8 protein-coding genes are annotated in these 11,813 nt (G+C 73.7%); 1 reads left to right on the top strand and 7 read right to left on the bottom strand.

What is annotated here, in order from left to right; all coding sequences use genetic code 11:
• The first annotated feature begins 49 nt into the window (after window positions 1-49).
• Complete coding sequence (locus QF030_RS11640) at window positions 50-778, top strand: ZIP family metal transporter (RefSeq protein ID WP_020130448.1); 729 nt, start codon at window positions 50-52, stop codon at window positions 776-778.
• A 17-nt stretch (window positions 779-795) separates the two neighbouring features.
• On the opposite strand, the gene cobI is transcribed toward QF030_RS11640, so the two are convergent.
• From cobI to QF030_RS11605, 7 genes are read right to left on the bottom strand one after another with little or no spacing between them, the layout of a single operon-like run.
• Window positions 796-1,527, bottom strand: coding sequence for a precorrin-2 C(20)-methyltransferase (cobI, locus tag QF030_RS11635; RefSeq protein WP_307162580.1), 732 nt, complete (start codon window positions 1,525-1,527; stop codon window positions 796-798).
• Window positions 1,524-2,966 carry a cobyrinate a,c-diamide synthase gene (locus QF030_RS11630; RefSeq protein ID WP_307162579.1) on the bottom strand — a complete coding sequence of 481 codons (1,443 nt, stop codon included), beginning with the start codon at window positions 2,964-2,966 and terminating at the stop codon, window positions 1,524-1,526. The genes cobI and QF030_RS11630 overlap by 4 nt, the downstream gene beginning before the upstream one ends.
• A gap of 4 nt (window positions 2,967-2,970) precedes the next feature.
• On the bottom strand, window positions 2,971-3,570 hold the full coding sequence (cobO, locus tag QF030_RS11625) for a cob(I)yrinic acid a,c-diamide adenosyltransferase (protein WP_307162578.1): 600 nt from the start codon (window positions 3,568-3,570) through the stop codon (window positions 2,971-2,973).
• Window positions 3,570-5,621 carry a putative cobaltochelatase gene (locus QF030_RS11620; RefSeq protein ID WP_307162577.1) on the bottom strand — a complete coding sequence of 684 codons (2,052 nt, stop codon included), beginning with the start codon at window positions 5,619-5,621 and terminating at the stop codon, window positions 3,570-3,572. Before QF030_RS11620 ends, cobO begins: the two co-directional genes overlap by 1 nt.
• Window positions 5,618-9,274 carry a cobaltochelatase subunit CobN gene (gene cobN / locus QF030_RS11615; RefSeq protein WP_307162576.1) on the bottom strand — a complete coding sequence of 1,219 codons (3,657 nt, stop codon included), beginning with the start codon at window positions 9,272-9,274 and terminating at the stop codon, window positions 5,618-5,620. Before cobN ends, QF030_RS11620 begins: the two co-directional genes overlap by 4 nt.
• Window positions 9,271-10,779, bottom strand: a complete 1,509-nt coding sequence (locus QF030_RS11610) for a cobyric acid synthase (protein ID WP_307162575.1) — start codon at window positions 10,777-10,779, stop codon at window positions 9,271-9,273. Before QF030_RS11610 ends, cobN begins: the two co-directional genes overlap by 4 nt.
• Window positions 10,776-11,747 carry a cobalamin biosynthesis protein gene (locus QF030_RS11605; RefSeq protein ID WP_307162574.1) on the bottom strand — a complete coding sequence of 324 codons (972 nt, stop codon included), beginning with the start codon at window positions 11,745-11,747 and terminating at the stop codon, window positions 10,776-10,778. Before QF030_RS11605 ends, QF030_RS11610 begins: the two co-directional genes overlap by 4 nt.
• Between the last annotated feature and the right edge of the window lie 66 nt (window positions 11,748-11,813).

Below are 11,813 nucleotides of genomic sequence, written 5' to 3'. Positions count from 1 at the left end.
GATCGGCGCGGATGTGCGCGACCTGGGGTTGATCGGATAGCAAGGGCCTATGGCGGTCTTCGTCGCGCTCGGCGCGTTCCTCATGACGCTGGCCGGCGGCTGGACGGCACAGCGTGTGACCGACCGCCGCCACCTGGTGCTGGGCCTGGCCGGCGGCCTGATGCTGGGCGTCGTCGGCCTGGATCTGCTGCCGGAGGCCCTGGAGGCGGCCGGCACGGAGGTCTTCGGCGTCCCGGCCGCGCTGCTGCTCTTCGTGGCGGGCTTCCTGCTGGCCCATCTGGTGGAACGGCTGCTGGCGGTGCGGCAGGCCGCGCACGGAGCCGAGGAGCACGACGGCCGGGCTCCCGAGGTCGGACTGACGGCGGCCGCGGCGATGGTGGGCCACAGCGCCATGGACGGCGTGGCGATCGGCGCGGCCTTCCAGGTGGGCGGCGGCATGGGGATCGCCGTCGCCCTCGCGGTCATCGCCCACGACTTCGCGGACGGCTTCAACACCTACACGATCACGAGCCTGTACGGGAACGACCGCCGCAAGGCCCTGGCCATGCTGTTCGCGGACGCGGCGGCGCCTGTCGTCGGCGCGGCCTCCACGTCCTTCGTCACCATCCCCGAGCAGCTCCTGGGCGCCTACCTGGGCTTCTTCGGCGGCGCGCTGCTCTACCTGGCGGCAGCCGAGATCCTCCCCGAGGCGCACCACGAACACCCCGCCCGCTCGACCGTGCTGTGCACGATCGCGGGCGCGGCCTTCATCTGGCTGGTGGTGGGCCTGGCCTCCTGACCCGGCGGCGGACGGACTCACAGCTTGCCGCCCCGGCCGCCCGCGCGCCGCGCGGGCGCGATGAGCGTGGACAGGTAGGGAAGCGGTTCGCCGTCCAGCTCCTCGGCGCTGCGGATGGACTCCTCGGCCAGACCCAGCGCCGACCCCCATACGGCGTCCCCGAGCCGCCCGGTCTCCCGCAGCGCCTCGGCGACCTCGGCGGCCTGCCGTCCGAACTTGTAGGCCACGACGGTCCCCGGCCCGGCGAGCGCGTCCTTCAGCACGGCCGAACCCGCGGTGACCGGCACCAGCGTCAACGGCTCGGTGCCCTCGGTCAGCACGGCGCCCGACCGCGCCGCGAGATCCTGCATGGCGGTGATCCCCGGGACGGTCTCGATCACCACGCCCGGCACCGACGCCACGACGGTCTGCGCGAGATAGGTGAAGGTGGAGTACACGTTGGGATCGCCGATGGTCGCGAAGGCGACGGCGCCGTGCTGCCGCAGCAACGCGGCGACCCGCTCGCCGGCGACGTCCCAGGCGGCCTCCCGGCGCGCCCGGTCGGTCCGCTCGTTCAGCGCGAAGACGACCCGGACGACCTTCTCCGCCGGCACGTAGTGCAGCACGGTGGCCTCGGCCCGCCCGCGTTCCCCGCTGTCCATCACGGGCACGACGACGACCTCGGCGGCCCGCAGCGCGTTGACCCCCTTGACGGTCACCAGCTCCGGATCCCCGGGACCCACCCCGACCCCGACCAGCCTGCTGCTCATGACGTCCGGCACCTCTCCACGAACCGACGGGCCACACCGGGCTCGGACGCCCAGTGCGTGTGCAGATAACTCGCGTGCACACCGCGCTCCACAAAACCCTCGACCCGCCGTGGGGCCAGTACTCCCCAGGCGGGGGCCGCCCCCGAGCCGGGCTCGACGACGGTCCGGTGGAACTCGTGTCCCCGCATCCGCGTCCCGGCCACGGCCAGCACGCTGTCGCTCACGGCCACGGCGTCCCGATACCCGAGCGTGAGCCGCTCGCTCATCCGCGCGGTGGCGTCGAGCACCCCGCACATGGGCTGCCCGTCCAGCTCCCGGCACAGGTACAGCAGCCCGGCACACTCCGCGGCGACCGGGGCACCGGACTCGGCGAGCGCGGCGACCTCCTTGCGCAGCGCCTCGTTCCCGGACAGCTCGGCGGCGTACACCTCGGGAAACCCGCCCCCGACGACCAGCCCCCGGGTCCCTTCCGGAAGCCCCTCGTCCCGAAGCGGATCGAAGACGACGACCTCGGCCCCGGCGGCGCTGAGCAACTCCGTGTGCTCGGCATAGGAGAAGGTGAACGCGGGCCCACCCGCGACGGCGACCCGCACTCGCCCGTTCAGGCCGTCCGGCGTTCCGGGACGAGACCGTTCAGGCCGGGAGCGGGGGTCCGGGGTCGGTACGGGAAGGGGCGGCGGGGGCGAGGAGGCCAGCGCCGCGGCCGCATCCCAGGCCGGACCCGGCAACACTCCCGCACCACGCGCCAGCGCGACCAGCGCCTCGAGATCGCACCCCTGCGAAACCTGCGCGGCCATGGCCGCCACCGCGTCCACCGCGGCAGCCCGGCGCTCGGCGACCGGCACCAACCCGAGATGCCGCGACGGCGTATCCACCTGAGCCACCCGCCGCAGCACCCCCAGCACCGGTACCCCGGCCGACTCGAGCGCTTCCCGCAGCAACTCCTCATGCCGGTCGGAGGCGACCTTGTTGAGGATCACGCCCCCGATCCGGACCTCCGGATCCCAGGAGGCGAACCCGTGCACGAGCGCGGCCACCGACCGCGACTGCGACGACGCGTCGACGACGAGCACGACCGGCGCCCGCAGCAGCTTCGCCACCTGGGCGGTGGACGCCAGCTCACCCTCCCCGGCGGCGCCGTCGAACATCCCCATGACCCCCTCGACCACGGCGATGTCGCATCCGTTCGCACCGTGCGCGAACAGCGGCCCCACCAGGTCGGGCCCGCACAGATAGGCGTCGAGGTTGCGTCCCGTCCGCCCGGTCGCGAGCGAGTGGTACCCGGGGTCGATGTAGTCCGGCCCGACCTTGTGCGGGGACACGGCGAGCCCCCGCGCGGTGAGCGCGGCCATCAGCCCGGTGGCGACGGTGGTCTTGCCGCTGCCCGAGGAGGGCGCGGCGACGACCAGCCGGGGGACGGAGGACGGGGAGGTCAGCACGGCGTCACCACTCGATACCCCGCTGACCCTTCTGACCCGCGTCCATCGGGTGCTTCACCTTGGACATGTCGGTGACGAGGTCGGCGAAGCCGACGAGCTTCTTCGGCGCGTTCCGCCCGGTGATCACGACATGCTGGGTGCCCGGCCGATGGCGCAGCACGTCGACGACCTCGTCCGTGTCGACCCATCCCCAGTGCATCGGATACGCGAACTCGTCGAGCACGTACAGCTTGTACGTCTCGGCGGCGAGGTCCCGCTTGACCTGCTCCCAGCCCTCGCGGGCCTTCTCCTCGTTGTCCATCTGGGAGTCCCGCTGGACCCAGGACCACCCCTCGCCCATCTTGTGCCAGTCGACGGAACCGCCCTCCCCGGACGCCCCGAGCACCCGCAGCGCGTTCTCCTCGCCGACCTTCCACTTCGCCGACTTGACGAACTGGAACACCCCGATGGGCCACCCCTGGTTCCAGGCCCGCAGCGCGAGCCCGAAGGCGGCGGTGGACTTGCCCTTGCCGACTCCCGTGTGCACGACGACCAGCGGCCGGTTGCGTCGCTGACGTGTGGTCAGCCCGTCGTCCGGCACCACACTCGGCTGTCCCTGAGGCATTACGCGGCCCTCCTCGAAGTCCCCTGCACGTCCCTGACCAGCCCGGCGATGGAGTCCGCCCGCAACTCGTCCAGCGTCACGGCGCTGCCGCCCAGCTCACCGGCGAGCTGCCCCGCGAGCCCGAGCCGCACGGGCCCCGACTCGCAGTCGACGACCACGGACGCGGTCCCCTCGGCGGCGAACAACCGCGCAGCCCGCCCGGCGAGGGCGACCGGCTCGGGTCCACCGGTGGCCCGGCCGTCCGTCACGACGACGACCAGCGCCCGCCGTGCCGGATCCCGCAGCCGCTCGACCCGCAGCACGTCGTGCGCCTTGAGCAGCCCGGCGGCGAGCGGGGTCCGCCCACCGGTGGGCAACGACTCCAGGCGTACGGCGGCGGCGTCCACCGACGAGGTGGGCGGCAGCGCGACGTCCGCGGTCGTCCCCCGGAAGCTGACGAGCCCCACCTTGTCGCGCCGCTGATAGGCGTCGAGCAGCAGCGACAGCACGGCGCCCTTCACCGCGCTCATCCGCTGCCGGGCCGCCATCGACCCGGACGCGTCCACGACGAACAGCACGAGGTTGCCCTCACGCCCCTCCCGGGTCGCCTGCCGCAGATCGTCCCGGCGCACGACGAGCCCGCGCCCGGACCGCCCGCGCTCGCGCTGGTGCGGGGCGGCGGCCATCACCGTGGCGGCCAGGTGCAGCTTGGTCAGCGTGCCCCGGGGCCGTCGCGCCCCCGTCGTCCGCCCGTGCTCGGTCCGCGCCCGTGAGCGCCGTCCGGCGGCGCCCTCACCGATCCCGGGCACGCTCAGCACCTTCGTGCGGAACGGCTCGGCGGCCCGCACGGCGGACTGCTCCCCGGCCCCGGCACCGGCGGGCTGCGGTTCCCCGCCCTCGCCGCTCTGCGGGCTCGCCGTGCTGTCGTCTGCCTCGGGCCGGGCGGCGGTGTCGTCGTCCGCCGGGCCCTCACCGTCGGACTGCGGCGGCTCGCCGCCGTCCCCGCCGCCGTCCCCGCCGCCCGGCCCGTCGGGGTCGGGCTCGGGGTCCTCGTCGTCCGAGCCGCCGAACTCCTCCAGCGTCTCGTCGAGCTTGTCCTCGTCGATCCCCGGCGCGTCGAAGGGGTTGCGGCGCCGGCGGTGCGGCAGCGCCAGCAGCGCGGCCTGCCGGACGTCCTCCGCGAGCACGTCCGTGCGCCCGGCCCAGGCGGCCAGGGCGGTGGCCGTCCGCGCCATCACGATGTCGGCCCGCATGCCGTCCACCTCGAAGGCGGCGCAGGTCGCCGCGATCTGCCGCAGCGCCCCGTCGCCCAGCCGCACCGACGGCAGCAGCTTGCGCGCCGCCACGATCCGCCCGCGTACGGCGCTCTCCTCGTCCGCCCACCGCTCGGCGAAACCCGCGGGATCGTCGTCGTACGCGAGCCTGCGCCGTACGACCTCCACCCGCTGGTCGGGCTCGCGCGAGGCGGCGACCTCCACCGTCAGCCCGAACCGGTCGAGCAGCTGCGGCCGCAGCTCGCCCTCCTCGGGGTTCATCGTCCCGACGAGCAGGAACCGTGCGGCGTGGCGCACGGAGACGCCCTCGCGCTCCACGTACGAGGCGCCCATCGCGGCCGCGTCGAGCAGCAGGTCGACCAGGTGGTCGTGCAGGAGGTTGACCTCGTCGACGTACAGGATCCCGCGGTGCGCGTCCGCGAGGAGCCCCGGCTCGAAGGCCTTGACGCCCTCGGCGAGCGCCCGCTCGATGTCGAGGGCGCCGACCAGCCGGTCCTCGGAGGCGCCGACGGGCAGTTCGACCATCCGGGCCGGCCGGGTCTCGAACGCCCCCGGCTCGTGCGGTCCGTCCGGGCAGGCGGGGTCGGGGGAGTCGGGGTCACAGGAGAACCGGCAGCCGGAGACCACGTCCAGGGCGGGCATGAGCGCCGCGAGGGCGCGCACCGCCGTGGACTTGGCGGTGCCCTTCTCACCACGGACCAGCACCCCGCCCACCGCGGGCGAGACGGCGTTCAGCAGCAGCGCGAGCCGCAGGTCGTCCTGGCCGACGACGGCCGTGAACGGGAAAGGAGTACTCACTTCTCGTCGCCCTCCAGGTCGCCTTCGAGCTCCAGGTAGGTGGCGCGCAGCCGCTCGATCGTGTCGGCGTCCGGCTCGGCCCACAGCCCGCGGTCGGCGGCTTCGAGGAGCCGCTCGGTGATGCCCCGCAGGGCCCACGGGTTGGACTTCTTCATGAAGTCCCGGTTCTCCGCGTCGAAGACGTACTCGGCGCTGAGTTTCTCGTACATCCAGTCGTCGACGACCCCGGCGGTGGCGTCGTAGCCGAAGAGGTAGTCGACGGTCGCCGCCATCTCGAAGGCGCCCTTGTAGCCGTGCCGGCGCATCGCCGCCATCCAACGCGGATTGACCACCCGGGCCCGGAACACGCGGTGCGTCTCCTCGCCGAGGGTCCGGGTCCTCACCTGGTCCGGGACGGCCGAATCACCCACGTACGCCTCGGGGTTGGCGCCCGTCAGATGCCGCACCATGGCGACCATGCCGCCGTGGTACTGGAAGTAGTCGTCGGCGTCGACGAGGTCGTGCTCGCGCGTGTCCACGTTCTTGGCCGCCACGGCGATCCGCTTGAACGCCGTCTCCATGTCCCCGCGCGCCGCCCGCCCGTCGAGCCCGCGCCCGTAGGCGTAACCGCCCCAGACGGCGTACACCTCGGCGAGATCCGCGTCCGAACGCCAGTTGCGGGCGTCGATCAGCGGCAGCAGCCCCGCCCCGTAGGCCCCCGGCTTGGAGCCGAAGATACGGGCCGTCGCCCGCCGCCGGTCGCCGTGCCCGGCGGCGTCCTCGTCCACGTGGGCCCGCACGAAGTTGGACTCCGCGGGCTCGGCCAGCTCGGCCACCGCCCGCACCGCGTCGTCGATCAGCCCCACCACGTGGGGGAACGCGTCCCGGAAGAACCCGGAGATGCGCACGGTCACGTCGATGCGCGGCCGGCCCAGCTCGTCCAGGGGCACGACCTCGAAGCCCGTCACCCGGCGCGAGGCGTCGTCCCACACCGGACGGCAGCCGAGCAGCGCCAGGATCTCGGCGATGTCGTCGCCCTGGGTGCGCATCGCGGAGGTGCCCCAGACCGTGAGGCCGACCGACTTCGGGTACTCGCCCGTGTCCTGGAGGTACCGCTGCACGAGGGAGTCGGCGAGCGACTGCCCGACCTCCCAGCTCAGCCTGGAGGGAATGGCCTTGGGGTCGACCGAGTAGAAGTTGCGGCCGGTCGGCAGGACGTTGACCAGCCCCCGCGTCGGCGAGCCGGACGGCCCGGCCGGGACGTAACCGCCGTCCAGCGCCTTGAGGATGTGCCCGATCTCGTCGGTGGTCCTCGCGAGCCGCGGTACGACCTCGGCGCACGCGAACTCCAGCACCGCCACGGCCTCCGGGAGTTCGGTGCCGAGCACCTCACGCACCAGGGCACGGCTCTCGGAGACCGCCCACGCGCGCTCCTCCGCGCCCTCCGCGATCCGCCGGCACAGCTGCTCCAGCAGGTCGACGGCGTCGGCGCCGGTACGGGCGGGGCCCTCGACGAGGTCCGTCAGCTCGACCGGCACCTTCACCGGCGCACCCGGCTCGGCGAGCAACTCCTTCTCGACCAGCCCGAAATGGGCGGCCAGCGCGGCCCGCAGACCCGGCAGCGCGTTCGCCTGCCCGCCCCACACCTGCGAGGCGCGCAGCACGGCCAGCACCAGGTTCACCCGCGCCTCGCCGACCGGACCGCCGCCGAGGATGTGCAGCCCGTCCCTGATCTGCACGTCCTTGATCTCGCACAGATAGCCGTCGATGTGCATGACGAACGAGTCGAAGTCGTCGTCGCCCGGCTGCTCGTCCACGTGCAGGTCGTTGTGCAGCTCCGCCGCCTTGACCAGCGTCCAGATCTGCGCCCGCACGGCCGGCGCCTTCGTCGGGTCCAGGTCGGAGACGAGCGCGTACTCGTCGAGGAGCTGTTCCAGCTTGGCCAGGTCGCCGTAGGTGTCGGCACGCGCCATCGGCGGCACGAGATGGTCGACGACGGTGGCGTGTCCGCGCCGCTTGGCCTGGGTCCCCTCACCGGGGTCGTTGACGATGAAGGGGTAGACGAGCGGCAGGTCGCCCAGGACGGCGTCCGGGGCACAGCCCCCGCTCAGCCCGAGCCCCTTGCCCGGCAGCCACTCCATCGTGCCGTGCTTGCCCATGTGGACGATCGCGTCGGCGCCGAAACTGTTCTCCAGCCACCGGTAGGCCGCCATGTAGTGGTGCGAAGGCGGCATGTCGGGGTCGTGGTAGATCGCGATCGGGTTCTCGCCGAAGCCGCGCGGCGGCTGGATCATCACGACGACGTTCCCGAACTCGAGGGAGGCCAGCACGATGTCGTCCCCGTCGACGTACAGCGAGCCCGGCGGCTCGCCCCACGCCTCCAGCATGGCGTCGCGCAACTTGCGGTCGAGCTTGTCGAACCATGCCCGGTAGTCGGCCAGCGGGACCCGGGCCGGCGCGGCGGCCAGCTGCTCCTCGGTGAGCCATTCGACGTCGTGGCCACCGGCGTTGATGAGCCGGTGGATCAGCTCGTCGCCGTTGTCCGGATGTCCCTGGACGCCGTACCCGGCGTCCCGCAGCGCGTCGAGGACGCGGACGGCCGAGGCGGGGGTGTCGAGACCGACCGCGTTGCCGACCCGCGAGTGCTTGGTCGGGTAGGCGGTGAAGACGAGCGCGAGCTTCTTCTCGCTGTTCGGCTTGTGCCGCAACCGGGCGTGCCGCACGGCGATTCCGGCGACGCGTCCGGCCCGCTCGGGGTCGGCGATGTACACGGGCACGTCGTCCGGGCCCTGCTCCTTGAAGGAGAAGGGGACGGTGATGATCCGCCCGTCGAACTCCGGGATGGCGACCTGCATCGCCGCGTCCATGGGGGAGAGCGCGGCGTCGGACTCCTCCCAGGCGCTCTTCGACGAGGTGAGGCAGAGTCCTTGCAGCACGGGGACGTCGAGGTCGGCGAGCGCGCCGATGTCCCAGGCCTCCTCGTCCCCGCCCGCCGAGGCCTCGGAGGCGTGCGTACCGCCGGCGGCGAGGACGGTGGCGACGAGGGTGTCGGCCCGGCCGAGGATCTCGTACAGCCCCGGGTCCGCCCCGCGCAGCGAACCGCAGTACACGGGCAGGGCGTTGGCGCCGCGTGCCTCGACGGCGTCGCACAGCGTGTCCACGAAGGCGGTGTTCCCGCTCAGTTCGTGCGCCCGGTAGAAGAGCACCCCGACGGTCGGCCGCCCCTCGACGAGGGCGCGCTCGCCGTGGACGCCGAACTCGGGCATCTTCTGCGGCTCCACGAACCCCTCACCGGTCAGCAGCACCGTGTCGGAGAGGAACCGGGCCAGCTCGGTCAGGTTGGCCGGCCCGCCCTCGACGAGGTAGCGCAGCGCCTCCGCCACCACACCGGCGGGCGCCGACGACTCGGCCATCAGCTCCGCGTCGGGCACGGCCTCGCCGCCCAGCAGCACGGTCGGCACCCCCGACGCCGCGAGCGCGGCGAGCCCGTCCTCCCAGGCCCGCTTGCCGCCGAGCAGGCGTACGACGGCGATGTCCGCGCCGTCCAGCAGCCCGGGAAGCTCCTGCTCGACATCCACCCGGGTCGGGTTGCCGATCCGGTACGAGACGCCGGCGGCGGCCCGGGCCGCCAGCAGATCGGTGTCGGCGGTCGACAACAACAACACTGTGCTCATGCGGGCGCTCCCGGTGGAATGAAAGGCAGTCCTTGCGGCGCGCCCGACTCGATGAGCCGCCAGAGCGCGTCGGTGTCCGCGTGCTGTTCGATCAGGTCGCCGAGCCGGTCGAGCTGCTCCTCGCGCAGCCCGGCGAACGAGGTGTCGGCGGCGGGCACGAAGCGACGGCCCGCGGCGGCCGCCACCTCGCGCAGGAAGGCCCGCCGGAATCCGTCCGACTCCAGCGAGCCGTGCCAGTGGGTGCCCCAGACGCCGCCGACCCGGCATCCGTCCAGAAAGGCCTCCCCGCCCAGGACTTCGGCGACCCCGTGATGGATCTCGTACCCCTCGACCCGCTCGCCGAGGGCTTCGCCGACGGGCCGGGTGAGGGTCTTCTCGCGGGCGAACCGCACCCGCACGGGCAGGATCCCGAGCCCTTCGACCCGCCCGCGCCGGCTCTCGACCTTGTCCTCGATGTGCTCGCCGAGGATCTGGAAGCCGCCGCAGATGCCGAGGACGGGCCGCTGTTCGGCGGCCCTGCGCAGGATCGCCTCGGCCAGCCCCCGCTCGCGGAGCCACTCCAGGGCGCGCACGGTCCCCCGGGTCCCGGGGATCACCACCAGGTCGGCGTCGGCCAGTTCCTCGGGGCGGTCCACGAACCGCACGACGACTCCGGGTTCGGCGGCCAGCGCGTCCACGTCCGTGAAGTTGGACATGAGCGGGATCGCGCAGACGGCGACGCGCAGCACGTCCTCGCCGACGGGCGGGGCGGTGTTCGACTCCCGCACGGTCCCGCGCAGCGAGACCCTCAGCCCGTCCTCCTCGTCGATCCCCAGCCCGTGCCGGAACGGCAGCACGCCGTAACTCCGCCGCCCGGTGAGCCCGTGCAGCATCTCCAGGCCCGGCTCCAGCAGGGAGACGTCCCCCCGGAACTTGTTGACCAGGAACCCGGCGACCAGTTCCTGGTCCTCGGGCGAGAGCAGGGCGACGGTGCCGAAGAAGGAGGCGAAGACGCCCCCGCGGTCGATGTCGCCGACGACGAGCACGGGCAGCCGCGCGCCCCGCGCGATCCCCATGTTCACGATGTCGGTCCGCCGCAGATTGATCTCGGCCGGACTGCCCGCCCCCTCACAGATCACCGCGTCATACGTGCCCCGCAACTCGGCGAGGCAGTCGAGAACGGTTCCGAGGAGTTTCTGCTGCCGCCCCCCGTGATAGCCACGGGCGGTCATCTCGCCCACCGGCTTGCCGAGCAGCACGACCTGGCTGCTCTGCTCGCCGCCCGGCTTGAGCAGCACCGGATTCATCAGCGCGGTCGGCTCCACCCGGCAGGCCTGGGCCTGCATGGCCTGCGCCCGCCCGATCTCGGCGCCCTCGGTCGTCACGAACGAGTTGAGGGACATGTTCTGCGCCTTGAAGGGCGCGACCTTCACCCCCTGGCGCACCAGCCACCGGCAGATCCCGGCGGTGACGACGCTCTTGCCGGCGTCGGAGGTGGTGCCGGCGACGAGGAGACCCCCGCTCATGTCGTACGCCCCTTCGGCTGGTTCCTCGCGACGACGCGCGTGGCGGCGATGCGCGCGGCGACGGTCACGCCGAGCGCGAGCAGACCGACGCGGCGGGAGAGCCGCGCGGCACGTTCGATGTCCCGGACGGCGACGGGCCGCCCGGCCGCGCCGTTCAGCACGGGGCGGTGCTCGACCCGTCCGCCGTACGACAGGGTCCCGCCCAGCCGCACCCCGAGCGCGCCCGCGAAAGAGGCTTCCACCGGACCGGCGTTGGGGCTCGGATGGCGGCGGGCGTCGGCCCGCCAGGCGCGCACGGCGCCCCGCGGATCGTCCCCCGCGACGGCGGCGAGCACGGCGGTCAGCCGGGCTCCCGGCCATCCGGCGACGTCGTCGAGGCGGGCGGCGGCCCAGCCGTAGCGCAGATACCTCGGCGACCGGTGACCGACCATGGCGTCCAGGGTGTTGACGGCCCGGAACCCGACCAGGCCCGGCACCCCGCCCACCGCCCCCCACACCAGCGCGCCCACGACGGCGTCGGAGGTGTTCTCGGCGACCGACTCCACGACGGCCCGGGCGATCCCGTCGGCGTCCAGCGCCTGCGGGTCCCGCCCGCACAGATGCGGCAGCCGCTCCCGGGCGGCCTCGACGTCCCCCGCTTCGAGGGCCCGCCCGACGGCCCGGGCCTCCCGGACCAGCGAACTGCCCCCGACAACGGCCCAGGTGGCGGCGGAGACCAACGCGACGGTGGCCGCGGGTGAACGGCGTACGGCCTGTTCGGCGGCGGCTCCCAGGGCCACGGCCCCGCCGGCGCACACGACGGCGTGGAGGGCGCCGCGTCCCCGGTGGTCCCGCCACAGCAGCCGCTCGACGGCACCGGCGGCGCGTCCGAACGCGGCGACCGGATGCCCTCGGCGCGGATCGCCGAGCAGCAGGTCGCCCAGAAGGCCGGTGGCGGCGCCGTACGCGTAGAGGCGATCGGCACGCATCGGCTCAGCCGGCCGTGGGGCCGGGCAGTGAACCGGTGCGGTACCTCAACGGCCGAGCGAGCATGG

Source organism: Streptomyces rishiriensis, from assembly GCF_030815485.1.
Classification (GTDB): domain Bacteria; phylum Actinomycetota; class Actinomycetes; order Streptomycetales; family Streptomycetaceae; genus Streptomyces; species Streptomyces rishiriensis_A.
This window is presented reverse-complemented; position numbering and strand designations above follow the sequence as displayed.